This is a genomic window from Aquibium carbonis, from assembly GCF_003970795.1.
In the GTDB taxonomy this organism is placed as follows: domain Bacteria; phylum Pseudomonadota; class Alphaproteobacteria; order Rhizobiales; family Rhizobiaceae; genus Aquibium; species Aquibium carbonis.
The window spans coordinates 21,309-46,040 of the sequence record NZ_RWKW01000030.1 but is presented as its reverse complement, the minus strand read 5'-3'; the positions used below and the strand labels follow the sequence as shown (position 1 = coordinate 46,040).

General features: G+C 65.7%; 24 protein-coding genes, 1 tRNA gene, 1 pseudogene and 1 riboswitch. Of the genes and pseudogenes, 19 read left to right on the top strand and 7 right to left on the bottom strand.

The genetic code is table 11. The features are described from left to right. The first annotated feature begins 31 nt into the window (after nucleotides 1-31). On the top strand, nucleotides 32-868 hold the full coding sequence (locus EJC49_RS08255; RefSeq protein ID WP_126699146.1) for a sterol desaturase family protein: 837 nt from the start codon (nucleotides 32-34) through the stop codon (nucleotides 866-868). On the opposite strand, the gene EJC49_RS08250 is transcribed toward EJC49_RS08255, so the two are convergent. Next, nucleotides 844-1,632: a transporter substrate-binding domain-containing protein gene (locus tag EJC49_RS08250; RefSeq protein ID WP_126699226.1), complete on the bottom strand. Its 789-nt coding sequence runs from the start codon at nucleotides 1,630-1,632 to the stop codon at nucleotides 844-846. The genes EJC49_RS08255 and EJC49_RS08250 overlap by 25 nt on opposite strands. A 453-nt stretch (nucleotides 1,633-2,085) precedes the next feature. Between EJC49_RS08250 and EJC49_RS08245 the strand changes: the two genes are divergently transcribed. Beyond that, nucleotides 2,086-4,164, top strand: coding sequence for a glycosyltransferase family 2 protein (locus EJC49_RS08245; RefSeq protein ID WP_170314653.1), 2,079 nt, complete (start codon nucleotides 2,086-2,088; stop codon nucleotides 4,162-4,164). Here the strand turns inward: EJC49_RS08245 and ppk2 are convergent. After that, a complete protein-coding gene (ppk2, locus tag EJC49_RS08240; RefSeq protein WP_126699142.1) occupies nucleotides 4,083-4,982 on the bottom strand; it encodes a polyphosphate kinase 2 in 900 nt (299 codons plus the stop codon). The two genes, EJC49_RS08245 and ppk2, sit on opposite strands and share 82 nt — an antisense overlap. Before the next feature lie 109 nt (nucleotides 4,983-5,091). Here ppk2 and EJC49_RS08235 point away from each other — a divergent pair, with 109 nt between their 5' ends. Next, nucleotides 5,092-6,354: an ATP-binding protein gene (locus EJC49_RS08235; protein WP_126699140.1), complete on the top strand. Its 1,263-nt coding sequence runs from the start codon at nucleotides 5,092-5,094 to the stop codon at nucleotides 6,352-6,354. A gap of 152 nt (nucleotides 6,355-6,506) precedes the next feature. Next, the gene (phoU, locus tag EJC49_RS08230; RefSeq protein ID WP_126699138.1) at nucleotides 6,507-7,220 is read left to right on the top strand and encodes a phosphate signaling complex protein PhoU; all 714 of its coding nucleotides are present in this window, start codon (nucleotides 6,507-6,509) and stop codon (nucleotides 7,218-7,220) included. A 36-nt stretch (nucleotides 7,221-7,256) separates the two neighbouring features. Here phoU and EJC49_RS08225 read toward each other — a convergent pair whose 3' ends face one another. Beyond that, complete coding sequence (locus tag EJC49_RS08225; protein ID WP_126699136.1) at nucleotides 7,257-7,769, bottom strand: GcrA family cell cycle regulator; 513 nt, start codon at nucleotides 7,767-7,769, stop codon at nucleotides 7,257-7,259. A gap of 408 nt (nucleotides 7,770-8,177) precedes the next feature. Between EJC49_RS08225 and EJC49_RS08220 the strand changes: the two genes are divergently transcribed. Genes EJC49_RS08220 through EJC49_RS08210 form a run of 3 tightly spaced genes read left to right on the top strand, consistent with a single transcriptional unit; the run spans nucleotide 8,178 to nucleotide 11,291 of the window. Further along, on the top strand, nucleotides 8,178-9,368 hold the full coding sequence (locus EJC49_RS08220) for an aspartate aminotransferase family protein (RefSeq protein WP_126699134.1): 1,191 nt from the start codon (nucleotides 8,178-8,180) through the stop codon (nucleotides 9,366-9,368). Between the two features lie 17 nt (nucleotides 9,369-9,385). Further along, the gene (gene argF / locus EJC49_RS08215) at nucleotides 9,386-10,315 is read left to right on the top strand and encodes an ornithine carbamoyltransferase (protein WP_126699224.1); all 930 of its coding nucleotides are present in this window, start codon (nucleotides 9,386-9,388) and stop codon (nucleotides 10,313-10,315) included. Continuing rightward, entirely contained in the window at nucleotides 10,263-11,291 is a 1,029-nt protein-coding gene (locus tag EJC49_RS08210; protein ID WP_126699132.1) for an Hsp33 family molecular chaperone, read from the top strand. The genes argF and EJC49_RS08210 overlap by 53 nt, the downstream gene beginning before the upstream one ends. A 3-nt stretch (nucleotides 11,292-11,294) precedes the next feature. Here EJC49_RS08210 and apaG read toward each other — a convergent pair whose 3' ends face one another. Further along, nucleotides 11,295-11,687, bottom strand: coding sequence for a Co2+/Mg2+ efflux protein ApaG (gene apaG / locus EJC49_RS08205; protein ID WP_126699130.1), 393 nt, complete (start codon nucleotides 11,685-11,687; stop codon nucleotides 11,295-11,297). 107 nt (nucleotides 11,688-11,794) lie between these two features. On the opposite strand from apaG, the gene EJC49_RS08200 reads away from it, so the two are divergent. Continuing rightward, complete coding sequence (locus tag EJC49_RS08200) at nucleotides 11,795-12,400, top strand: CDP-alcohol phosphatidyltransferase family protein (protein WP_126699128.1); 606 nt, start codon at nucleotides 11,795-11,797, stop codon at nucleotides 12,398-12,400. Nucleotides 12,401-12,424: 24 nt separating this feature from the next. Here the strand turns inward: EJC49_RS08200 and EJC49_RS08195 are convergent, their stop codons facing one another. Continuing rightward, a complete protein-coding gene (locus EJC49_RS08195) occupies nucleotides 12,425-13,615 on the bottom strand; it encodes an O-succinylhomoserine sulfhydrylase (protein WP_126699126.1) in 1,191 nt (396 codons plus the stop codon). Between the two features lie 47 nt (nucleotides 13,616-13,662). After that, a riboswitch (SAM riboswitch) is annotated at nucleotides 13,663-13,740 on the bottom strand. Between the two features lie 97 nt (nucleotides 13,741-13,837). Between EJC49_RS08195 and EJC49_RS08190 the strand changes: the two genes are divergently transcribed. Next, entirely contained in the window at nucleotides 13,838-14,923 is a 1,086-nt protein-coding gene (locus EJC49_RS08190) for a 2'-deoxycytidine 5'-triphosphate deaminase (protein ID WP_126699124.1), read from the top strand. 6 nt (nucleotides 14,924-14,929) lie between these two features. Here EJC49_RS08190 and EJC49_RS08185 read toward each other — a convergent pair whose 3' ends face one another. Beyond that, nucleotides 14,930-15,718, bottom strand: a complete 789-nt coding sequence (locus EJC49_RS08185) for an ion transporter (protein ID WP_126699122.1) — start codon at nucleotides 15,716-15,718, stop codon at nucleotides 14,930-14,932. 198 nt (nucleotides 15,719-15,916) lie between these two features. Between EJC49_RS08185 and EJC49_RS08180 the strand changes: the two genes are divergently transcribed. The 10 genes and pseudogenes from EJC49_RS08180 (at nucleotide 15,917) to EJC49_RS08135 (ending at nucleotide 22,796) form a co-directional block, all read left to right on the top strand. After that, nucleotides 15,917-15,990: transfer RNA gene (locus tag EJC49_RS08180), tRNA-Gly, on the top strand. 763 nt (nucleotides 15,991-16,753) lie between these two features. After that, nucleotides 16,754-17,041 (top strand): ArsR/SmtB family transcription factor, encoded by a 288-nt coding sequence (locus EJC49_RS08175; protein WP_126699120.1) that lies wholly within the window; start codon nucleotides 16,754-16,756, stop codon nucleotides 17,039-17,041. Continuing rightward, nucleotides 17,038-18,096, top strand: coding sequence for a permease (locus EJC49_RS08170; RefSeq protein ID WP_210211772.1), 1,059 nt, complete (start codon nucleotides 17,038-17,040; stop codon nucleotides 18,094-18,096). Before EJC49_RS08175 ends, EJC49_RS08170 begins: the two co-directional genes overlap by 4 nt. Nucleotides 18,097-18,109: 13 nt before the next feature. Continuing rightward, nucleotides 18,110-18,346 (top strand): thioredoxin family protein, encoded by a 237-nt coding sequence (locus tag EJC49_RS08165; protein ID WP_126699118.1) that lies wholly within the window; start codon nucleotides 18,110-18,112, stop codon nucleotides 18,344-18,346. Further along, nucleotides 18,343-18,801: an MBL fold metallo-hydrolase gene (locus EJC49_RS08160; RefSeq protein WP_126699116.1), complete on the top strand. Its 459-nt coding sequence runs from the start codon at nucleotides 18,343-18,345 to the stop codon at nucleotides 18,799-18,801. The genes EJC49_RS08165 and EJC49_RS08160 overlap by 4 nt, the downstream gene beginning before the upstream one ends. Further along, nucleotides 18,801-19,205: an OsmC family protein gene (locus tag EJC49_RS08155; protein ID WP_126699114.1), complete on the top strand. Its 405-nt coding sequence runs from the start codon at nucleotides 18,801-18,803 to the stop codon at nucleotides 19,203-19,205. Before EJC49_RS08160 ends, EJC49_RS08155 begins: the two co-directional genes overlap by 1 nt. Before the next feature lie 53 nt (nucleotides 19,206-19,258). Beyond that, nucleotides 19,259-19,492: pseudogene (locus EJC49_RS08150) on the top strand (hypothetical protein); the annotation flags it as partial. A gap of 228 nt (nucleotides 19,493-19,720) precedes the next feature. Next, the gene (locus EJC49_RS08145) at nucleotides 19,721-20,929 is read left to right on the top strand and encodes an HlyD family efflux transporter periplasmic adaptor subunit (RefSeq protein ID WP_170314652.1); all 1,209 of its coding nucleotides are present in this window, start codon (nucleotides 19,721-19,723) and stop codon (nucleotides 20,927-20,929) included. Next, entirely contained in the window at nucleotides 20,926-22,098 is a 1,173-nt protein-coding gene (locus EJC49_RS08140) for an FtsX-like permease family protein (RefSeq protein WP_126699110.1), read from the top strand. Before EJC49_RS08145 ends, EJC49_RS08140 begins: the two co-directional genes overlap by 4 nt. Before the next feature lie 2 nt (nucleotides 22,099-22,100). Next, entirely contained in the window at nucleotides 22,101-22,796 is a 696-nt protein-coding gene (locus EJC49_RS08135) for an ATP-binding cassette domain-containing protein (RefSeq protein ID WP_126699108.1), read from the top strand. A gap of 700 nt (nucleotides 22,797-23,496) precedes the next feature. Here EJC49_RS08135 and EJC49_RS08125 read toward each other — a convergent pair. Then, nucleotides 23,497-24,726: an extracellular solute-binding protein gene (locus tag EJC49_RS08125; RefSeq protein ID WP_126699103.1), complete on the bottom strand. Its 1,230-nt coding sequence runs from the start codon at nucleotides 24,724-24,726 to the stop codon at nucleotides 23,497-23,499. Nucleotides 24,727-24,732 lie beyond the last annotated feature (6 nt).

The window sequence follows — 24,732 nt, the reverse complement described above, 5'->3', positions numbered from 1 at the left end:
CTCCAGTACGGTCCCGCGTGAGAGCACCGCCATGTCCGAAGCCGCGATCCGCCTTGTGGCCTTCCTGTCGATCTTCGCCGCGATGGCGGCGTTCGAACTGTGGTCGCCTCGTCTCGAGCGCGACGAGATGCGTGGCGCGTTGAAAAGTCGACGCTGGCTGACGAACCTGACGATGGTCGTCCTCTCGTCCGTTCTCGTGCGCATCCTGTTCCCCGCGGCGGCCGTCGGAACCGCGCTCTGGGCCGAGCATCAGGGCTACGGCCTTTTCCGGCAGGCGGGGATGGATCCTGTGCTGGCTGGTCTGCTCGGTTTCGTCATACTGGATCTCGCCGTCTGGCTCGAGCATCTGGCAAGCCACAAGATCCCGATCTTGTGGCGCATCCACCGCATGCATCACGCCGACCAGGGCTTCGACCTGACGACGGCGCTCCGCTTTCATCCGCTGGAAATCGTCTTGTCCATGCTCTGGAAGGCGGCCATCGTCGTGGCGCTCGGCCTCCCGGTCATGGCCGTGCTGGTCTTCGAAATCGTGCTCAACGGCATGGCCATGTTCAACCATGCCAATGCGCGCCTGCCGCTCGGTCTCGACAAGGTCTTGCGTCTGTTCGTGGTCACACCCGACATGCATCGCGTACACCACTCCTCCATCCCGTCGGAAACGGACTCCAACTACGGCTTCAACTTTCCTTTCTGGGACCGGATTTTCCGTACCTACAACGATCAGCCGCGCCTCGGCCACGACGGCATGGAGATCGGCCTGAGGGAATTCCGGGACGGATCGTCGGCGAACCTCGTGTGGTCGCTGGTCTTGCCCTTTCGCGGAAGCGGGCCCGCCGCGTCCGGTCAGAAGAAGCTGACCGGGAAGTAGCGCAGGTAAAGTTCCTCGAAGATGCCTTTGGCGTCGATCTCGCGCAGCGCAAAGTCGAAGGCGGAGACGAGTTGATCGTCCGCAGGCCGGACGGCAATCGCCATCCCCGTACCCAGATAGCCGGGCAGCAGATAGGGTCCACCCGCGAACCGGCAGCAATCTTCTGAATCCGTGCCGGCCAGCCAGAAGGATAGCCGCATTCCATCGTCGAAGACGGCATCGGTCTTATCCTCGCGCAGATCGCCGAGCATCCAGTCTGCGCGGCTGTAGGTTACGACCTTCACCTCGGGAAAGAGATCGCGGAGAATCCGCTCGTGTGCGCTCCCCGCCCGCACGCCGATGCGCTTGCCGGCGGTGGCGCGGTCCATCGGTTCGGCAAGTGTGGAGCCCCGCTGGGTCACGAAGCGCGCAGGCAACTGGAGGTAGGACCGTGAAAACGCAAAACGGCTCCGGTTCTGCTGCGTGATCGAGAGGCCCGCGAGCAGCGCTTCGCCTTCGCCGGCCTCGAGGGCCGCCGGAAGATCGGCCCAAGGCAGCGCCTGGATCTGGCATTCGTCCACGAGGCTCAGTTCCGCGCAGATGGCGCGCGCCAGATCGACATGGAAACCCGAAAGCCGACCCGCTTCGTCCAGGAAGTTGAAGGGTGGGAAATCCACGGTCGTGAGAAAGCGCAGACGTGCAATCTCGGCGGTTTCAGGCCTGGGCAAGCGCTCGCGCGCGTCCCAGAAGTTCGGTGCCGGCTCCTGCGCGAACGCCACGGGCATCGAGAGCAGCAGCAGCAGGATGGTCCGGATCGCGAAAGACAGCTGCCGATCTCCCAGTGATGAACCGCCGCACGAATTGCGATCGGACGGCGTCCCCCTCGATAGCAGTTGACCCAAACCCGCCGCAAGCCTGTGACCGGGCTTCATCGTTCGCGTGGCCCCATGCATAAGGATCGTTCCGGGCTCAGTCGGATGGCCGGAGAAGTCGATGGGGCCATTGGTTTCCCAGGCATGTTGATCGGATCATGCATCCTTCGCCGATTCCGAGGCGGGAAACACGCGACGATTGTGGTTGTACATCGACAGCGGGTATTTGATCTTCTAGACTAGGTTGCAGGACTGGGGAACGGGCGGGAAACTGCTCGCGGGCGCATGCAAGACCGGGCAGGTCGAGCGCGCTTGCCGGCCGGGTTGTCCGGTCGGGCGGATCGGGACGGATCCGAAGGGGGATGGATGGGCGACACGTCGGCGCGGGGCTGGCCCGCGAACCTTCGCGTGGATGCCGCCACGGCGCCGCGGCTTCCAGAGGGCGTCGGTCAGTGGCTCGAAGGATCGCGCCTGCTCGCATGCATCCGGCTTCTGGAGGGCTGGGCGGACGTTCTCGCCGATCTCGGCGTCGACGACGGCATGGCGATGCTTCTGGCCGAGCGAGCGCGGACGAATGGGACCTCCTTCCATGCGGAACTTCACGTTTCGGGGCGCGTCGCCGAGCCGGTTCTCTACCGGGCCATCGCGAAGGCTTCGGGATTGCGTTATCTCGACCGGATCCCGGGCGATCGCATCGTGATCGACGAAGGCCAGGCGATCACGGCGCTGCGCGGCATGCGCCGCAATGCCATCGCGACCCTTCGGGACGATGATGGTGGCGTGGTGTACGTCATGGCCCCGCAAGGTCTGGACCTTGCCTCGTTCCGTGCCCGGCTGTGCAATAGCCCGGAACTGGTCAGCCGTCTCGTGTTGACGAGCCCAGCCGCGCTCCGGAAGGCGCTTCTTGCACGGGCGCATTCTGCTCTCTCGCGAGAAGCGGAAATGGGGCTCTTCGGCCGGTCGCCCGATCTGTCGGCGCGCTCCGTCGCAAGCTGCTGGCAAGGGTTCGCGGGCGGCGCGATCGTGGTCGGGACGCCGGTTCTCCTCACCCTTGCGCCCAAGACCACGGCGCTGGCCGTCTCCGCCTTGTTGACCGTCCTGTTCCTTGGCTGCATTGGGCTGCGGTTGCTGGCGGGCTTGCGGGGACCGACCGCGCGGTTGCCCCCGGTTGCGCCCCATGACGGGAGCTTGCTTCCTGTCTATTCCGTACTCGTGGCGCTGCACCGGGAGGCGGACGTCGTCCCGGACCTGCTCGTCGCACTCGGCCGCCTCGACTGGCCGCGCAGCCGGCTCGAGGTGAAACTCGTCTGCGAGGCCGACGACATCGAAACATTGTCGGCGCTGGAACGGCATTCTCTGCGTTCCTGGGTGGAGATCGTGCGGGTTCCGCCCGGCCTGCCGCGGACCAAGCCCAAGGCGCTCAACTTCGCCCTGCCGACCTGCACGGGTGACGTCGTTGCGTTGTACGACGCGGAGGACAGGCCGCATCCGCGGCAATTGCGAGCGGCGTGGGCAGCGCTCTGTGCGGGGGGAGACGACCTGGCCTGCGTGCAGGCGCCGCTGCAGATTGCCAATGCCGGTTTCGGGGTTCTCCCCTTCATGTTCCGAATGGAATTCGCGGGGCAATTCCGCGGCATCCTGCCCTGGTTGGCCGAGCGCAATCTCATGATACCGCTCGGCGGCACGTCCAATCATTTTCGGCGCGCGGCGCTGGAAGATGTCGGGGCCTGGGATCCGCACAACGTGACGGAGGACGCCGATCTCGGCGTCCGCCTCGCGCGCCGCGGCTATCGCGTGGGCATGATCGCGCCGCCAACGCTCGAGGACGCGCCGGAAACCTTTCCCGTCTGGTTCCGGCAGCGTACACGGTGGTTCAAGGGTTTCCTGCAGACCTGGCTCGTCCACATGCGCAATCCGCGTCGTCTGTACCGCGAGCTTGGACCTGGGTCCTTCATCGTGTTCCACCTGTTGGTCGGCGGGGTCGTGGCGTCAGCGCTGCTGCACCCGCTGCTGCTCCTTACCTTGCTCGGCCTGGCGGTCAGGCTCGTCGCCGCCAACGGGTTGCAGTTGCACGAGATTCTGGTGTTTTGGCTGGCGATGATGAACGTGCTGGGTGGATACGGTGCTCAACTTCTGCTTTCGTGGTCCTCGCTCAGGCGTGGCGAGCGCGCCGGCTTCTGGAAGGCGGCGCTGTTGACGCCGTTCTACTGGATGATGCTGTCGGCGGTCGGATACCGTGCAGCGTGGGAAGTCTGGCGCAATCCGCACCACTGGGCCAAGACCCCGCACAGCCGCTACCGGCGCGAAGCGGCGCCCGGCGGAAAGGCCCGCAGCGCGGCGCCGTTCCTGATGCGCGTCGGACGCTACTTTCCGATGATGTCGCTGCCCGGACACACGATTTTCTCGTCCTCCAGACCGATGACGGCGTCGTCGCGCCCATCATAGGGCAAGGTCTTCAGGATGCGCCGGATGGCCGCCAGCCTCGACCGGCGCTTGTCGTTGGCCCGCAGGACGGTCCAAGGCGCGTGATCCGTGTGGGTGTGCTTCATCATCCGGTCACGTGCGCGGGTGTAGTCGTCCCATTTCGTCATGCCGGCGAGGTCGATGGGCGAGAACTTCCAGACCTTCAGCGGATCGTGGCGCCGGTCGTGAAAGCGTTCGAGCTGGGTCTCCTGGCCGATGTTGAGCCAGAACTTGAAGAAATGAATACCCTCGTCGACGATCATCTGTTCGAATTTCGGTGTCTCCTCGAGAAACAGTTCGTGCTGCCTGGGCGTGCAGAACCCCATCACCGGCTCTACGCCGGCACGGTTGTACCAGGACCGGTCGAAGGTGACGAATTCGCCGGCGGTCGGGAAGTGGGCGACGTAGCGCTGGTAATACCATTGTCCGCGCTCCGTTTCGGTCGGCTTGGTCAGCGCCACGTTGCGGGCCGAACGCGGATTCATGTATTGGCGCACGACGAAGATCGTGCCGCCCTTGCCGGCGGCGTCGCGGCCCTCGAAGAGCACCATCACCCGCTTGCCGGTCGACTGGAGCCAGTATTGCAGCTTGACCAGCTCGACCTGGAGATTTTCCAGCGTCTCCTCATACTCTTTCTTGTCCATCTTCTTGTCGTACGGATACCCCCCCGCCGACATGGACCTGTCCTCGACCCATCCGGGGAGCTTCGGATCGTCGATGTCGAACACGCGCTCCTTGCCGTCGACCATGATCCTGACAGGCTCGTTGGCGGGCATTTCGGGCGAAGGACGGGTCGTCATTCCAATTTCTCCTCAGGATCGGTGACGGCATGCTATTGAGCGACCCGCGCCCCGTCCAGCCGGGGCCGCCATGACAGTCAGGGAAAGCCCACCGACGACGGGGACGATGATGAGCGAGACCGACGGCGAACCGCGATCCGCGCGCGACGTCATCCTGGCACGCCTGGCCGAGACGCGCTGGGTGTTGCTGGCTTCCGCCGCCGCGATCGCCGGTCTCGGCCTGGGCGGGTCGGTGGCGCCCTTGTGGCAGGCGCTGGCCTTCGGCGGCATCGTCGCCGTGGCCGGCCTGTTGCCGCGTCGCACGGCCGGCCGCCGGAAGAACGACGCGAAGGCGGCTGCCGTGCTCGGGCTCGATGGTCACCCGGCCAAGGACCTGGCCGAGGCGGTGCCGGACCCGCTCATCGTGTTCGACGAGCACGGCATGATCACCAATGCGAACGCCGCCGCGCGCGCCGCCTTCGGCAAGCTCGACGCGGGAACGCTGCTGACGCTGCGGTTTCGGACGCCAGAACTCCAGGGTCTGGTTGGCCAGCTGCTCGCCGGCCCAAAGGAGCCGCTGTCTTGCGATTATGTCGAGCGCGTGCCGATGGAACGGTGGTTCCGCGTTTCGGGGGCGCAGCTTGGGCGGGACAGCGGACTCTACGTGCTGGTTTTCAAGGACCAGAGCGAGATGCGCCGTATCGATCGCATGCGCTCGGATTTCATCGCCAATGCCAGCCACGAGCTGCGCACGCCGCTCGCTTCGATCGCCGGCTTCGTCGAGACCTTGCGCGGGCCGGCCCGCAACGATGCCAAGGCGCGCGACCAGTTCCTGCAGATCATGCAGACCCAGACCGGCCGCATGGCGCGGCTGATCGACGACCTGCTGTCCTTGTCGCGGCTGGAGATGAAGTCGTTCTCCGCGCCGGCCGAGCCGCTCGACCTGAAGGCTCTCATCGACGGTGTCGTCGATGCGCTGCGACATCTGGCGGCGGAGAACGGAGTCGAGATCGAGCGCGACTATCCCGACGGTCCGGTCGAACTGCGCGGCATGCGCGACGAACTGATCCAGGTGTTCGAGAACCTGCTCGAGAATGCCATCAAGTATGGCCAGGACGGCAAGCGCGTGGTGGTGACGGTCGAGAAGCCGCAAGGCGCCTCCGGCCCGCGGGTGACAGTGCGCGACTTCGGTCCCGGCATTCCGGATGAACACATTCCGCGGTTGACGGAGCGCTTCTACCGGGTCGACGTCGATACGAGCCGAACGCAGAAGGGCACGGGGCTCGGGCTTGCGATCGTCAAGCATATCCTGACGCGCCACGATGCGCGCCTGACCATTCGCTCCACGCTGGGTGAAGGCGCTTCCTTCACGGTGCAGTTTCCCGGGAAGTGAGCGGCGCTTAAGCGCTCGCCTTCTTCGCCGGCCAGGATCCGGCCGCTCCGGCGGCGCAGGTTCAAGCCGGCAATCGGAGGTTGCTCGCGCCTTTTCGTCTTCCGGTCATGTCCCAGCCGTATAAGATCGTGATTCGGGTGGAGACGAGGCCTATGCAGTCCATTCACATCATGAACGCCTTCGAGCAGGAACTGAAGTTCCTGGCCAGTCGCATCGCGGCCATGGGAGGCCATGCAGAGCGCATGGTCGAACAGGCCGTGCAGGCGCTGGTCCACCATGATCTCGAGCTTGCCCGCAAGGTGATCGCCGACGACCTCGTGCTCGACGAAGGCCAGCGCGAGATCGACGAGAAGGCGATCGTGATCATCGCGCGGCGCCAGCCGATGGCCGACGACCTGCGCGCCGTGATCGGCGCGATCCGCATCTCGTCCGATCTGGAGCGGGTGGGCGACCTTGGCAAGAACATCGCCAAACGGCTCCTGACCATCGCCGACACGCCGCAGCCGGTGCGGCTGTCGCGCGGGATCGAGGCCCTGGCAAACCTGGCCTTGACGCAACTGAAGGACGTGCTCGATGCCTATGCGACACGCTCGATCGACCGGATCGGGCTCGTGCGCGATCGCGACGACGACATCGACGCCATGTACACGTCACTGTTTCGCGAATTGCTGACCTACATGATGGAGGATCCGCGCAACATCGCGGCCTGTACCCATCTGCTGTTCTGCGCCAAGAACATCGAGCGGATCGGCGACCATGCCACCAATATCGCCGAGACCGTCTATCACATCATCGCCGGCGAGCAGTTGCCGATCGAGCGCCCCAAGGAAGACAAGTCCCACAAGGTGACCCTGGACGGCGGCTGACCGTCCGCCCGGCGCACAGCCGGAGGGCGGGCCGCGTCAGCGGGCGCGGCGTCGATCCGAAACCGGCTGGTAGGCCACGCGCGCATGATAGGCGCAGTAAGGGCTGCCATCCTTGGATGCGGAGCCACAGAAGTTGAAATCTTCGTTGAGCGGATCGCCGTTCGGCCATTTGCAGGTCCGGTCGGTCAGTTCCACCAGCTTGAGGTTCCGCGAGATCGGCAGGATGACGCTGTCGTCGACCCGCGCCACCGGGCGGGGCGCCGGCTCGGCGTCGAACTCCACCTTCAGGGCTGTCGCGCCGACCGTCTGCGGCATGGACCGGACAGGCTGGCTGGAGGGCTTGGCGGCTTTCGGCGCCGCAGCCTTCGGCTTCTTCTGCCTCGCCTGCGCGGGGGCTGCGCGGCCACGGCTCGACAGCTTCAGGCGATGAACCTTGCCGATGACGGCGTTGCGGCTCACTCCGCCGAGCTGCGCGGCGATCTGGCTGGCGCTCAGACCCTCCGCCCAAAGTTTACGGAGAAGTTCGACCCGCTCGTCTGTCCAGTTCATGCGCTTTAGCTCCTGGGTAGTGCTCGCCGAGGGAATCCGAATCCTTGCCCGCCCTGACGACGCCAGGAAGGACGCTTCGAATACTCGGGGTGATTTTGGTCCGCCGCACGAAATCTAGTTGTTTCGTAGCCGCAAGCTACAATACCCGGTGACTCCGTGACAAGAGTCGGGCCCGAGTGCCGAATCGTATTTTTTGGTTTTCCCCAACTTGCGGCCCCTCCCGCTACGTCAGGAGTCCGGTCGGCCCGAAAACCCGCGAGCAGACCCGCATCCGTTGACTTCAGGGCGAAAAACACTGATATGGTAAGGCCTGAGGCCGCCCCGGAGGCGGCTTTTTGATTTGGTGGTCCCGCCGCCGCGAGGGCGGGGGGCGAACGTTCGACACGGTCGGTTCCGGAGCAGTCTGGCATGAGCGGTTCTGCGCTTTTTGAAACCTTTGCGAGGGCGCCGCTGGCGTTCGATCACGGAGAGGGAGCGTGGCTGGTCACGACCGACGGCGAGCGATATCTGGATTTCGCGGCCGGCATCGCTGTGAACTCGCTCGGTCATGGGCATCCGCATCTGGTGGAAGCGCTGCGCGAACAGGCCGGCAAGCTCTGGCACACGTCCAATCTCTATGAGGTGCCCGAACAGCGCAGGCTCGGCGAGAGGCTGGTCGACAACACCTTCGCCGACAAGGTGTTCTTCACCAATTCGGGCGCCGAGGCACTCGAATGCGCGATCAAGACGGCGCGTCGCTATCATTTCGTGAAGGGACATCCGGAGAGATTCCGCATCGTCACCTTCGAGGGTGCTTTCCACGGGCGCACGCTGGCGACGATTGCGGCCGGTGGCCAGCCGAAATATCTCGAAGGCTTCGGCCCCAAGGTCGAAGGGTTCGACCAGGTTCCGTTCGCCGATGTCGACGCCGCGAAGAAGGCGATCACCAACGAAACCGCCGGCATTCTGATCGAGCCCGTGCAGGGCGAGGGCGGCATCCGCACGGTCCCCGCGGAAACGCTGAAGGCGCTGCGCAAGCTTTGCGACGAGCATGGCCTGCTCCTGATCTACGACGAGGTGCAGTGCGGTGTCGGGCGCACCGGCAAGTTCTTCGCCTACGAGTGGTCGGGTGCGGCCCCCGACATCATGGCCATCGCCAAGGGCATCGGCGGCGGCTTCCCGATGGGCGCCTGCCTTGCGACCGACGAGGCTGCGACGGGCATGACGCCGGGCGTTCACGGCACGACCTTCGGCGGCAACCCGCTCGCCATGGCGGTCGGCAACGCCGTGCTCGACGTCGTGCTGGACGACGGGTTCATCGACGAGGTGAACCGCAAGGCGCTCCTGTTCAAGCAGGGCCTCGCCTCCATCGTCGACGAATTCCCGACCGTGTTCGAGGAAATCCGCGGCATCGGCCTCATCCTCGGCCTCAAGTGCCGGATGCCGAATGCCGGCGTGAACATGGCCTTCCGCGAGGAGAAGCTGCTGACGGTGCCGGGTGGCGACAATGTCGTGCGCCTGCTGCCGCCGCTCACGCTGACCGACGACGACATCCGCGAAGGTCTCGTCCGGATCCGTTCGGCGGCCGAGCGGCTGGCGGGCGGCGCATCGGGCCACTGACGGAGAACCACATGATGATGAGTGGCAAGCCGCGGCACTTCACCGATCTCTCCGCCGTCTCGCGTTCCGACCTGCGCCTGATCCTCGACGACGCCAAGGCGCGGAAGGCGCGGCTGAAGGCCGGCGAGCGCGACAAGCCGTTCGATGGGAAGGTGCTGGCGATGATCTTCGACAAGCCGTCGACCCGCACCCGAGTCTCCTTCGACGTCGGCATGCGCCAGCTCGGCGGCGAGACGATCATGCTGACCGGCACCGAGATGCAGCTCGGCCGCTCCGAAACGATCGCGGACACGGCCAAGGTGCTGTCGCGTTATGTCGACATCATCATGATCCGCACCACCTCGCACGACCGCCTGATGGAACTGGCGGAGAACGCGACCGTGCCGGTGATCAACGGGCTGACCGACGACACCCATCCTTGCCAGCTGATGGCGGACGTCCTGACCTACGAGGAGCATCGCGGCGACGTCACCGGCAAGCGCTTCGCCTGGACGGGCGACGGCAACAACGTGCTGCATTCGTTGATCGAGGCGGCGGCCCGGTTCGAGTTCGGCGTCAACGTCGCGGTGCCGAAGGGCAGCGAGCCCGCCGAAGGCTATGTGGACTGGGCACGCGGCGAGGGCGCCGACGTCCGCTTCTTCGACGATGCGACCGAGGCGGTGAAAGGCGTCGATTGCGTGGTCACGGACACCTGGGTGTCGATGGGCCAGGAGCATCGCGCGCGCGGCCACAACATCTTCCAGCCGTATCAGGTGAATGCCGAACTGATGCGCCATGCCAAGCCGGATGCGCTGTTCATGCATTGCCTGCCGGCGCATCGCGGCGAGGAGGTCACCGACGAGGTGATCGACGGTCCACAGTCGGTCGTCTTCGACGAAGCCGAAAATCGCCTTCATGCGCAGAAGGCGGTTCTCGCCTGGTGCCTGTCGGGAGCTTCCCTTGGCTGACGAAACCAAGCTCGGCGAGTTCGGTTTCGCCGGCGACGACGTGGTGGTGCCGTTTCAGGTCGCCCCGCTCGACATGCGAGGCCGCGCCGTCCAGGTGGGGCCGATGCTCGACCAGATCCTCGGCCGACATGCCTATCCGGAGCCGGTCGCCCGGCTGCTCGGCGAATGCGTGGTGCTGACGGCGCTGCTGGGCAGTTCGCTCAAGTTCGACGGCAAGTTCATTCTGCAGACCCAGTCGGATGGGCCCGTGGACATGCTGGTGGCCGACTTCACGTCGCCGGGTTCGATGCGCGCCTATGCCCGGTTCGACGGGGAACGGCTTGCCGCGGCGCAGGCGCTGGGCCGTGTCGAACCGCAGGATCTGCTCGGCAAGGGCATCCTGGCAATGACGATCGACCAGGGCGTCCACACGCAACGCTACCAGGGCATCGTCCAGCTCGACGGCATTTCGCTCGAGGAGGTCGCCCGGACCTATTTTCGCCAGTCGGAACAGATCCCGACCGAGGTGCGGCTGGCCGTGGCGCGGCAGGTCCTGCCCGGGCCCGAGGGCCGCAGCGAGAGCTGGCGCGCAGGCGGCGTGCTGGCGCAGTTCCTGCCGGAGGCGCCCGAACGGCTGCGGATGCCCGACCTGCCGGGCGGCGACGGCGACGAGATCGACGACAGCATGGTCGACGATGCCTGGACGGAGGTGCTGTCGCTGCTGTCGACCGTGGGGGCGGACGAACTGCTCGACCCGACGATCGGCACCGAGCGGCTGCTGTACCGGCTGTTCCACGAGCACGGCGTGGTGGTCTATGAAGGCGTGCCGGTCGCCGATGACTGCTCCTGCTCGCGCGAGAAGATCCGGTCCGTGCTGTCGGGCTTCACGGCGGAGGAAATCGTCGACAGCATCGAGGACGGGCGCATCCGCGTCACCTGCGAGTTCTGCTCGACGGCGTATGATTTCGACCCTTCGGAGTTCGTCAAGAGGCAGTAGGCCTCAGTTGACGGTCCGGCGCAGGTTCGGGAGATCGAGCGAGAAGGCGGGAATGTCGACTTCGAAGGTCTCGCCGCCGACGGTCTGCATCGTGTATCGCCCGACCATGATGCCCGAGGGCGTGGCGAGCGGACATCCCGAGGTGTACTGAAAGCTGTCGCCGGGATCGAGGCCGGGCTGTTCGCCGACCACGCCGGCGCCGCGCACCTCCTCGACGCGCCCGGTTCCGTCGGTGATGTGCCAATAGCGCGACATCAACTGAACGTGCTCATCGGAGTGATTGGCGATCGTCACCCGATAGGCCCATACATAGTGGCTCTCCGACGGATCGGATCGATCGTCGAGATAGAATGGTTCGACGCTGACCTCGATGTTGCGTGTAATGGCCCGATACATGTTCCGCGCTCCGGACTTGCCGACATGCTGCTGTTTCGCCGACGGGGATCGAACCGTCAATCGCCGACAGTCCTGCCGAACCATGACGGGAATGGGGAGAGGTGCGGATGCTTGACGGCTGGGCGCGGCGCGGGATCGATCCGGCCATCGGACGGCTGGCGCTGCTCGTCTCGCGCACCGGGGTCTCGGCCAACGCCGTAACGGTCATCGCCTTCGCGGTCGGCATGCTGGCCGGCGCGGCGATCGCGCTGGAATTCTACCTCGCCGGTCTCCTGCTGATCGGGATCAGCCGCATCGGCGACGGGCTCGACGGCGCGGTGGCGCGCATTCGGGGCAAGACCGATTATGGCGGCTATCTCGACATCGTGCTCGACTTCTTCTTCTATGGCGCGATTCCGCTCGGCTTCGCCATCGCCGACCCGGCCGCGAACGCGGTGGCGGCGGCCCTGCTGATCTTTTCCTTCTACGTCAATGGCGCCAGCTTCCTCGCCTTCGCCATCCTCGCCGAACGGCGGGGGCTTGCGACGGTGGCCCGGGGCGAAAAGTCGATCTTCTTCACCACCGGGCTCGCCGAGGCCACCGAGACGATCGCCGTCTTCGTGCTCGCCTGCCTGTTCCCGGGCTGGTTTCCCGCCCTCGCCGTCCTCTTCGCCGCGATCTGCTTCTACACCGCCCTGTCGCGCATCGTGCTGGCGGGGCGGCGGTTCGGGTGAGGGCGCGCGCGCCGGTTGCGGAACCTATTTCACCGTCGCCAGCGCGCGTTCCAGATCCTCGATCAGGTCGTCCACGTCTTCCAGTCCGACCGACAGGCGAACCGTGCCCGGATTGATGCCCAGTTCGGCGCGCGCGGCGTCGGTGAGGTTCTTGTGCGTCGTGGTGGCCGGGTGGGTGATCAGGCTCTTGGCGTCGCCGAGATTGTTGGAGATCAGCACGATCTCCAGCGCGTTCTGGAACCGGAAGGCGCCTTCCTTGCCGCCCTTCACCTCCAGGCAGATCAGCGTCGAGCCGCCGGTCATCTGGCGGGCGATCACGTCGGCCTGCGGATGGTCCTTGCGGCCGGGATAGATGACCCGCTCGACGGCGGCATGTCCGGCGAGGTGATCGGCAATGCGGGCGGCGGCCTGCGTCTGGTGGCGCACGCGCAGGGGCAGCGTCTCGAGGCCCTTGAGCAGCGTCCATGCGTTGAAGGGCGACAGGCTCGGGCCGGTATGGCGGAAATAGTCGTGCAGGTTCTCGTCGATCCACTTCTTGTCCGACAGGACGATGCCGCCGAGACAGCGACCCTGGCCGTCGATGTGCTTGGTGGCCGAATAGACGACGACATGGGCGCCGAGTTCCAGCGGCTTCTGCTGCAACGGTGTGGCAAAGACGTTGTCGACCACCACGCGCGCGCCGATCGAGTTGGCGATTTTCGCCACGGCGGCGATGTCGACCACCTCCAGCGTCGGGTTGGTCGGGCTTTCCAGGAAGAAGAGCTTCGTGTTGGGCCGCACCGCGGCCTCCCATTGCGCCATGTCGCGTCCGTCGACGAGCGTCGTCTCGACGCCGTAGCGCGGCATCTGCGTCTCGATGATCCAGCGGCAGGAGCCGAACAGCGCGCGCGACGCCACGACGTGGTCGCCGGCCTTGATCGAACAGAGCAGCGCGGCCGCCACCGCCGCCATGCCCGACGACGTGGCACGCGCTTCCTCTGCGCCTTCGAGCAGGCACATGCGCTTCTCGAACATGTCGACGGTGGGGTTGGCGTAGCGCGAATAGATGAAGCCGGGCTCTTCGCCCTTGAAGCGGGCTTCCGCCGCCTCGCCGCTCTCGTAGACGAAGCCCTGCGTCAGGTAGATCGCCTCAGACGTCTCGCCGAAGGCCGAACGCCGCGTTCCGCCATGCACCAGCTGGGTCGCCGGCTTCCAGTTCCTGTTCGTCTCGTCCATCGTCGTCCTGCCTTCAGCCCACAAAAAAACCGGCCGCGAAGTCGCAAGCCGGTTTCCCCTCGGCCCTTTAGCGACTTGTTTAACGTGGCTGCAAGCCGACCGGCCAAATCACCACGGGATAAAGCGTCCCTTAGACCCGCGGCACACTTGCGTCAATGTGCGTCGTCGTTAAACGTCGGACGGCCCTTTCACCTGGACGGGCGAACGAGAAACGGCGAGACCTTGCGCAGCACTGGCATTCTTCCCGATCATGCGATCTCGGCGCTGTTCGAAGCCGGCGCGCTTTCCGCGTTGCGGCCGCTCGATGACGACCAGATCCAGCCGGCGAGCCTGGACCTGCGCCTCGGGCAGAAGGCTTACCGAGTGCGCGCGAGCTTCCTGCCCGGGCCGAACCGGCGCGTCGTCGACAAGCTGGAGCGGCTGAAGCTGCACGAGATCGACCTCAGCGAAGGGGCGGTGCTGGAGACGGGCTGCGTCTACATCGTGCCGCTGCTGGAGAGCCTGGCGTTGCCCGACGACATCGCCGCCTCCGCCAATCCGAAGAGCTCGACCGGGCGGCTCGACATCTTTACCCGGGTGATGACCGACTACGGCCCGGAGTTCGACAAGATCGCGGCCGGCTATCGCGGCGGTCTCTATCTCGAAGTCAGCCCGCGCACCTTTCCCATCATTGCCCGCACCGGCTCGCGCCTGTCGCAGATCCGCTTCCGCACCGGCAACGCCATCCTGACGGAGCCGGAGCTGGCGGAACTGCATCGCACCGACACGCTGGTGGCGGCCGACCAGCCGAGCGTGACGGGCGGCGGCATCGCGCTGTCGATCGACCTCGAGGGCGACGCGGCCGGGCTCGTCGGCTATCGCGGCAAGCACCACACCGGCCTGATCGACGTCGATCGCCGTGCCGCCCAGGACGTTTCCGAGTTCTGGGAGCCGCTGCTCGCCCATCCCAACCGCGAACTGATCCTCGATCCGGACGAATTCTATATCCTCGTCAGCCGCGAGGCGGTTCACGTTCCGCCGGCCTATGCGGCCGAGATGACGCCGTTCGATCCGCTGGTGGGCGAGTTCCGGGTGCACTATGCCGGGTTCTTCGATCCCGGTTTCGGCCATTCGGCCGCCGGCGGCACCGGCAGCCGCGCGGTGCTGGAGGTGCGCAGCCACGAGGTGCCCTTCATCCTCGAACACGGCCAGACCGTGGGCCGCCTCGTCTACGAGCACATGCTGGCGAAGCCGGCGGCCCTCTACGGCAGCGACCTCGGCTCCAACTACCAGGCACAGGGCCTGAAGCTGTCGAAGCACTTCCGCTGAGGTCGATCAGCCCTGCCGTGCGGCCGCGATCGCCTTCACCTCCTCGCGCAGGGCGCGGATCTCGGCCAGGATCATCTCCTGCTCGCCCTGCAGCGCCTGACGCTCGGCGGTCGCCTCTTCCTCGTGCTCGGCCTGCATGGCCGAGACGATGATGCCGATGAAGAGGTTCAGCACCGTGAAGGTGGTGCAGACGATGAAGGGGATGAAGAACATCCAGGCAAAGGGGAAGACCTCCATCACCGGTCGTACGATGCCCATCGACCAGCTTTCGAGCGTCATGACCTGGAACAGCGTGTAGGCTGACTTGGCGATGGTGCCGAACCAGTCGGGGAAGGCTGCGCCGAAGAGCTTGGTCGCCATCACCGAGAAGACGTAGAAAACGAGCGTCAGGAGCAGCATGATCGAGCCCATCCCGGGCAGGGCGGCGACCAGCCCGCCCACGACCCGCCGCAGCGACGGCATCATGGACACCAGCCTGAGCACGCGCAGGATGCGCAGGGCGCGCAGCACCGACAGGCTGCCCGTCGCCGGCATCAGCGCGATGCCGACCACGACGAGGTCGAAGATGCGCCACGGATCACGGAAGAAGCTCGCACGGTAGACCACGATCTTCACCGCCAGTTCGACGACGAAGATGCTGAGGATCGCCCTGTCGAGCCAGGACAGCACCGCGCCCCATTCGGCCACGATCGGCGGCGAGGTCTCCAGGCCGAGGGTCACCGCATTGACGATGATGAGCAGGCTGATCACGGTTTCGAAGCGACGGGATTCGACGAGGCTCTTCAGGGCATTCACGGGGCGGGCTCCGGGGGAGGGCGGGAACGCGGCACAAGTGGGTGGATTTGTGCGCTGCGTCAAGCGGCTGGACACACGTCCCGCGGGTCGGCCGCGCGCCATGATCACGCCCGTCGCGACTGCGCCCGCGCTTTCCCATGGCCCGCCTCGCAAGCCTCTTGACACGAGCGAGCGGCACCGCGATGTAATGGAGTTCTGGCGGGTGTAGTTCAATGGTAGAACGGCAGCTTCCCAAGCTGCATACGAGGGTTCGATTCCCTTCACCCGCTCCAGCTTTTTTTTCAATGGGTTAGGCCGAGATTGGCAGCGTGGCCGAGCGGCGGTTTTGCAGCCAGTTTCACAGGTTATGTTCTCGTTCTGCCCTTCGCGAGCTTACCTCGCTTTGACGGCGAGCGTTCGAACCAGCGATCGAACCCCTCTTCCACCTCATGCCTGTGCCATATCTGTCGGCCATGCAGACGGCGCGGCTTCGGTGCCACTCCGTCTCGCACGAGTTTGCCGAAGACCGTCGGAGAGACGCCCCCAATGTCGGCCGCGTCACGACGGTTAATCCCGCGTGGTCGCCGAACAGGTGGCGCATGTGATCAGGCACGCTGGCTCCCTTTCAGCGCAGCCAAATGATCATCCTGCCGGATGTTGGCGACGGGTTCGCTGCCTGCTACCCGGAGCAGAGAATTCGCTTGTCTGTCGAAATCCGCAACGGTTGCGGATTTGGTGCCGAAGTCGCAGTCGGAGCCGAAGTCGCAGTCGGAATAACGGCCGTCGATGCGAGCGCTTCAAGGTGACGATTCAGGGATGTGTCGAGCCCTGAACGCGGGCATGCGGAGGTATTCGCCTGCTCATGAAACCTCAATTCGGCGTCGCAAACGCCTGACCCTCTCGCCGTGCGGTTCACCTTTGGCTGCTACGCCAGGGTCGTTCGTTTTGAGGCGAAGGGCGCGACACTGACCGCGTCACTGACAGTTCCGCGCCCAAAACCGATCTCGTTGACATGGATCAAGACGCATATGCTTTGAAACGCATAGACGTGGCGCCATGCAAGCGATCCTGGACGCCCTTTCCGATCCGACGCGCCGTGCTGCCCTCGCCGTTTTATGGTGTGGAGGCGAGCATTGCGTATGCGAGCTGATGGCACGTCTTGGCGCCAGCCAGAGCCGGATGTCACGGCACATGAAGGTGCTGCGCGAGGCCGGTCTCGTGCTCGACAGGCGAGATGCGCAGTGGGTGCGCTATCGCCGCGACCCGAATCTCGCTTGCGAACTCGCGACCGTGGTCGATGCCGTCCTGGCTGCCGAACGTCGACCTGAAAGGAAAGCCGCATGACCATGGGAACGAACGTCGCGCCGGAGAGGCGGGGGACGCCGGACTGGGTGTGGCTCGCGGGCGTGCCCGTGGCGGCCGTGGTCTGGTGGCTCGTCTACGACCAGCTGATCCCGTTCTCCGAGTGGGTGACGTCTCTCTTGCCGGTTGCGCGTGACAGCCACACGGGCGAGGCCATCGCCTTCTTCGTCTACGACGTGCCGAAGGTGCTTTTGCTGCTGACCGGGATCGTCTTCGTCACCGGCGTGCTGCGCAGCTGGTTCAGTCCGGAGAAGACGCGCGCCATCCTGGCGGGCAAGCGAGAGATCTGGGGCTATCCGCTGGCGGCGCTGCTCGGGGTGCTGACGCCGTTCTGCTCCTGCTCGTCGGTGCCGTTGTTCATCGGCTTCGTGTCGGCCGGCATCCCGCTCGGCGTCACCTTCTCCTTCCTGGTCGCGGGACCGATGGTCGGGCCGGTCGGCCTCGGGCTGCTCTATGGCCTGGTGGGCTGGGAGGTCGCGACCCTCTACCTGGCCTTCGGCTTCACTATCGCCACCGTCGCCGGCTGGATTCTCGGGCGTATGAGCCTTGAGCGCTATTTGCAGGACTGGGTGCGCGAGCTGAATGCCGGCCCGACGGGCGGGCTTCTGGAGGAGCGCCTCACCTTCGTGGACCGGATCAAGATCGGGCTCGAGCAGGTGCGCGAGATCGTCGGCAAGGTCTGGATCTGGGTTCTCGTCGGCATCGGCATCGGTGCGGCCATCCACGGCTATGTGCCCGAGGATGTTATGCTGAGGATCATGGGCGGCGAAGCCTGGTGGTCGGTGCCGGCGGCGGTGGTCGTGGGCATTCCCATGTATACCAATGCCGCAGGCGTCATTCCCATCGTCGAGGCGCTGCTGGGCAAGGGGGCCGCCATCGGCACGACGCTCGCCTTCATGATGTCGGTGATCGCGCTCAGCCTGCCTGAAATGATCATTCTCAAGCAGGTGCTGACGTTGCGCCTGATCGCGATCTTCGTCGCGGTTGTTTCGGCCGGCATCCTGGCCACCGGCTTCCTGTTCAACGCCATTCTCTGAAGGAGACACAGACATGAAAATTGTCAAGGTCTACGGTCCCGGCTGCAAGCGCTGCGAGACCACCGAAGCCATGGTGAAGGATGCCGCGGCGAAGCTCGGCGTCGTGGTGAGCGTCGAGAAGGTTACCGATCCGAGGTCCATCGCCGTCGCGGGCGTCATGTCGACGCCCGGTATCTCGGTCGACGGCAAGCTCGTGCATGCCGGCGGCCTGCCAGACGCCGCCAGGCTTGAAGGTTGGCTATCGACATGAACCGTGCCCTGGTTGCTGCCGTCTTCGCGCTCCTTTCGAGCCTTGCCGCGTCCGGAACCCTCCACGTTCAGCCGGTGACCGACGGTGTCTGGGCCATCGTGGGCGAGAAGGAGCAGCGCAGCGCCGCGAACCTTGCCAACAACGCGACCTTCGGCCTCCTGGAGACGGAGAAGGGCGCTGTGCTGATCGATCCAGGCGGATCCTGGAAGGGCTCCGAGGCGCAGCACGAGGCCATCCGCGCTGTTACCGACCAACAGGTCGTCTATGCCATCAACACCGGCGGACCGGACCATCGCTGGCTCGGTAATGGCTACTGGCAGGCGCAGGGCGCGGCGGGCGGCGATATCCTGGCGGCGCCGAAGGTCGATCAGTCGGCCTTTGCGCATCTCGAGCAGTTCGAGGCTCTGGCGGCGCGCAACGCCCAGACCGCCTACCGGCAGATGGAGTGGGAGTGATGGCGCAGTATCACGTCAGCGCCAGGAGGATCGACAGCCATGGCTCCGAGGCCACCACGAAAGAGGCCCGCATTGTTCTCGACACCGACGTGGCTGGAAGGCTGGACGCCTTCAATCCGGCGGAACTGCTGCTGGCGGCGGTTGCGGCCTGCATGATCAAGGGCATCGAACGCGTGACCCCGACCCTGAAGTTCAGCCTGCGGGGCGTGGATGTGCGCTTGCATGGGGAACGTCAGGATAGCCCGCCGAAGATGGTTTCAATCACCTACGAACTCGTCGTCGACACGGACGAGACCGATCAGCGCCTTGCCCTTCTGCACAAGAACGTCCGCAGGTACGGCACGATATCGAACACGGTCGCCGCGGCGGTGAAGCTGGAAGGGACGATAAGCAGGAAGGTATGACCTTGCCTTCAGGTGTCCCTGAGCGTCTGGTCCCCCGGACGATCCATCCACTCGATGACCTGGCCCGGCTTCCCTTCGTCATCGGCCTTAGCCGAAGCACCAGCCGCATCATACGGCAGAACCTCTGGATAAGCCTCGGGATGGTCGCCGTGCTGGTGCCAGCAACCCTGTTCGGGCTGCAACTCGGCGTGGCGGTGATCTTCCATGAAGGCTCCACGCTCCTCGTCGTGGCGAATGCCTTGCGCCTGTTGGCCTACCGCGAACGCCCCACCCGTGGTCGTGACTGATGGCTGCGGCGAGTTGATCGATGATATTGTCGTCGACGTCGAGAAGAGGGGCGAAGTCCGACGCCGCCGCGCTGTGCCCCAATTGACGAAATCGTGACAGACGTCTGCACTGTCCATGATCAGGATCATGTCGGGGCAGACGACCGGATGCTACCGGTGCGCATCGGTGCTGCATCCCATAGGCATCCCGTTCCACGGGCCGAACAACGCCCGCGAAAGAGATCTGGCATGACCCGCCCCTCCGAGCCCGAACTGCCCCTCCTGGTCGAGGTGCCGAAATATGGCGCCGTCCCGACCCGTCGCTGGTTTCGCAAGCGCTACCTGCTTGTATTCCTTATTCCGGTCTTCATGTTCACGGGCGCGGTGATCGGCATGTATTTCCAGCCGCCGGCGCTGCGGGCCTTCTACACGATCACCGGCCTGACGCCGGGAGGCGGCAGCGGGAGCCCGATCGCCCTGCCGCCAGAGATCGAACTGCCGAAGGACATGGCCGAGACCATGCGCACGACCGACGTGCTGGGCCTTGCCCGCCTCATGCCGCGCGGCGACATCTCGCCCGTGGCGGCGCCCTATGGTGCGGGTGACGCACGGGTGGCCGAAATTCTCGTGGCCGAGGGAGATCGGGTCGAAAAGGGTGCAGAAGTCGCCTGGCTCGACAACCGGGACTTCCTGGAGAGCGCTGTCTATCTGGCCGAGGCCAATCTGGCGGTGCGTGAGGCCGCCTTGATGCAGACCCGCGCCACCGTGCAGAGCAGCCGCGACGAGGCCCTGGCGACGCTCGACCAGGTGCGTTCGGCCGCCGGCGAGGCCGCCACACAGCGCCAGCGGGCCGAGGAACTATTCCAGCGCGCCATCGCGACGCAATCGACGCTGGACGCGGCGGTCGCGGCGGAGCGGCAGGCGAAGGCCGTCGTCGCGAAAGCCGAGGCGACGTTGGCGCGTTTCACGACGGTCGCGCTCGAGGAACAGCCCGACGTCGTGGTCGCCGACCGCAACCTGGATGCTGCCCGCGCCGACCTCGACCGGGTGCGGAGCGATCGGAGCCGCGCCGTGGTTCGGGCGCCGATCTCCGGAACGGTGCTGGACATTGCCGTGACCCCCGGCACCCGCCCGCCGGCCGACGGCATCATGCAGATTGGCGATACGTCGGCGATGATGGCCGAGGTAGAGATCTGGCAGGATCGGATCTCGCATGTGGCCCTCGGCCAACCGGTGGAACTGGCCTCCATCGCGCTCGGGCGGACGTTCCAGGGCAAGGTCCAGTCCATCGGACTGACGGTCGGTCGGCAGGGGCTTTTGGCCGACGACACGGCGGCGAACACCGACGCTCGCGTAGTGCGGGTAATGGTGGCGCTGGACGCGGAGTCTTCGCGCGCCGCGGCGGCGTTCACGAACCTCGAGGTCATTGCCCGCATCGACACCCGGACGGCAAGATGAGTCGCCTGCTGGAGATCCTGTTCGGGCGGCTGCCGATCGGCTGGCTGCAACTGACTCACAGCCGCACCCGCTTCGCGGCCGCGCTGGCGGGCGTGGCCTTCGCCAACGTGCTCGTGTTCGTCCAGTTGGGGATCATGAACTCGATGGCGACGGCCACGCTGAGGCCCTACAGCTTCCTCAATGCCGACATCATGATTTCCGCCAGCGATTCCAACGCCCTGTCCGAGGGCGGCAACGTGGCTCGCCAGTGGATGCTGCAGGCCATGGCCCACCCCGACGTGACGGCGGGCATGGGCCTGTTCCTGGCCAACGTGAACTGGCAGCGCGGCGCGACGACGCTCGGCCTGACCACCTTCGGGATCGACCCGGCGCAGCCTGGTTTCCTGTCGCCGGACATCGCCGCCAAGATCGGCCCCTTGCAGATCCAGATGGCGGGCCTGCTCGACCGGCTGTCGCGTGGCCTGCCGCGCGAGGAGGCGGCGGGGATCCGCCCGCAGTCGCCCCTGTCGTTCGAGACCTCCGGCAAGACGCTCACCCTCTACGACACCTTCGCGGGCGGTGGCGGCTTCGGCGGCGACGGCTACATGATGGTGTCCGACCAGACATTCCTGGCGCTGCTTCCAGCTCGCCAGTCGGCCGCGCCCGACCACATCCTCCTCAAGTTGCGCCCCGGGGCGGACCCCGAGACGGTCAGCACCGAACTGCGCGCCCTGGTCTCGGACAAGACGCTGCGCATCCGCAGCTTCGTCCAGGCCGGGAAGGATGACCTCTCCTATCAGCAGACAAGGCGGCCGACGGGCGTCATCTTCGGCTTCGGCGTCATCATCGGCGTGCTGGTGGGGATCGTCATCGTCTACCAGGTGCTGTCGACCGACGTGGCCGACCACATGCGCGAATACGCCACGTTCAAGGCGATGGGCTATGGCCAGGGCTTCTTCCTCGGCATCGTGCTGGAGGAGGCACTGATCCTCGGACTGTTCGGCTTCATTCCCGGCGCCTTGGTCGCGACCGGGCTCCTGACCCTGATGGGCAAGCTGACGACCCTGCCGCTGGCGATGACGCCCGGCATGATCGTGATCGTGTTCGTCGGGACTCTGGTCTTTTCCATGGTGTCGGGCGCCATCGCCACACGTCGGCTGGCCGGCGCCGATCCGGCGGACCTGTTCTGATCATGGCGCTCGACGATGCTCCCCTCCGAACCAGCGAATTGAACCATTGGTTCGGCGCCGGCGAGGCGCGCAAGCAGGCGCTGTTCGACGTCTCCCTGTCCATCGCGCGCGGCAGCCTGACGGTGCTCGTCGGGCCGTCCGGGTCGGGCAAGACCACGCTGCTGACCCTGCTCGGCTGCCTGCGCGAGGTGCAGGACGGCTCGGTCGTCCTTCTCGGCCATGAACTGCATGGCGCGCGCCCCGCGCTGGGCGTGGCGCTGCGCCGCCGGCTGGGCTTCATCTTCCAGGCGCACAATCTCCACGAAAGTCTGACCGCCATGCAGAACGTGCTGATGGGCTTGCAGGTGAAGGGGCGCGTGGACAAGGCGACGGCCGAACGCGCCGCAACCCATGCGCTCGGTCTTCTGGGCCTGTCGGACCGGATGGACTATCTGCCGGCGAACCTGTCGGGCGGGCAGAAGCAGCGCGTGGCGATCGCCCGCGCGCTGGTCGGAAATCCCGACGTTGTGCTTGCCGACGAACCGACCGCGGCGCTCGATCGCGAAAGCGGTGCCAACGTCGTGGACCTTCTGAAACGCTTGGGGGAAGCCCGAGGCACCACGACGGTCATGGTCACCCACGACACCCGCATCCTCGACCTGGCCGACCGCGTCCTGACGCTAGAGGATGGCTGCATCGTCGGGGATCAGCAGCGCTAGCAATGCGCCGCCTCCATAGCGAACATCTCCTATGCATCGCTTCGGCTGGGCGTTCTCGAAACGATCCGGACCTGCCAGCGCTCCGCCGGATCGCGGCTGAGATGCAACCGCCGCTGTGCCTTGAGGAGATCCAAGAGCGACCTCTTGCCATAGGTGCGTGGGTCGAACCGGGCGCTTGTAGGACCAGGTCTCGCTCGAGTTCGTCGACGCCGACCCAGCCGCCGACACCAGGGTGCAGGCGCATGATCGCGTCGACGCCGCCGCCGCCGCCCTGGAGCAGATCCATGGCGGCAATGACGGCCGGCGCGATGTAGTTCGGCTGTAAGGCAGAGAAGAGGCACCGAAACGCCTGGGTCTGCCGAAGCGTCGGCGGCGGATCTCGATCGTCTGATGCGAGACGAATGACATCGATCCAGTAGCGCTCGTTGTCAGTGATCGGCCGGTGAATGATTTCCTTCACCCGCTCGAGCTTGTTTTTCAATGGGTTAGGCTGAGATTGGCATCGCGGCCGAGCGGCGGTTTTGCAGCAAGCTCCTGGCGGACATTGCCTGAAGCCGAACGGCCCGGGAGCATCCTCCCGGGCCGTTCGAGTTGTGGCGCCGAGCATGGCGCGCTGCGCGACGACGCGACTTCGGCCGGCATCGAGGCCATGGGCGGGCCCGAAAGCCCTACCTGGTTCCTGGCGGCGCGCTGAAGCCGCTTACTTCAGAAGGTCGTTCACGTCCGCCGCGGCGCGGGTCCGGGCTTCGTCCGCCGTCATCTGCCCATTCATCAGCGCCTGGAGCGTCTCGGTGATCTTGGCGTGGATGCGCAGGCCGTTGTCACCGGGGAAGGCATACCATTCGCCGAGCATCGGCAGCTGCTGCAGGCTCAGCGCCTGGTTCGGATTGGCGTCATACAGCGCCTTCATGCGCTCGGCGACCAGCGTGTTCGGCGGCATGTAGCCGGATGCCTTGACGAGAACCTCGCCACCCTCGACCGACGAGACGAAGCGGACGAAGTCCCATGCGGCCTTCTGCCGCTCCGGATCGGTGGTGAGGATCATGTTGACGTTGCCGCCCGCCGCCAGCGTCCCATCGGGCGCATTGCGCGGGAACAGCCCGGTCTTGACCTCGAAGCGCCCGCCGATGTTGTCGGTGTGGCGCTTCAGGCCGTTGATGGACTGCAGGAAGATGCCGAGCTTGCCGGCATAGAAGAGCTGCACGGCATTGTTCATCGTGGTCGCGGGCATGCCGCCCTCGGCCAGCATCGAGGCGAAGATGTCGAAGGCCTGGGCGCCGGGCTCCTTGTCGAACATCACCTCGGTGCCGTCCTCGTTGGCCATCCGGCCACCCGAGCCATAGACCAGCGACTGGAAGATCCAGTCCTCGTCCGCCGTGGTATAGAGCCCGGAGATGTCGTCGCCCAGGGCGTCGATCTTGGCGGCCAGCGCGATCATCTCGGGCCAGGTTGCGGGGAAGCCGTCGATCTTGCCGACCGCGCGCTCGACCAGCTCCATGTTGTAGTAGGCGACCGGCGAGGAGAACGCGACGGCGAGGCCGTAGGTCTTTCCCGCTTCCGACGCGACGTCGGTGACCGGGCCGCCGAAGCCTTCGCCGACCCAGTCCGCCTCGGCTTCGATGAAGGGCGTCAGGTCGACGGCCAGTTCGCGCGAGATCAGCGTCTTCTGTCGGTTCAGCGCCTGGTTGGTGACGTCGGGCATCTGGCCGCTGATCGACTGGCGCAGCACCTGCTGCAGGCCGTCGTCGTAATCGGCGTAGGGCGGGAGGAACGTCACCTCGTATTCGGGATGCTTGGCCTCGAAGGCCGTCTTCATCTCGGTGAAGATGCCTTCCATCCACGGCACGAACTGCACGGTGATTTCGGTCTTGGCGGCCGCGGGCAAGGCGAGAAGCCCGGCGAATGCGGCTGCGAGGAGGGGTACGCGCATGGGGAA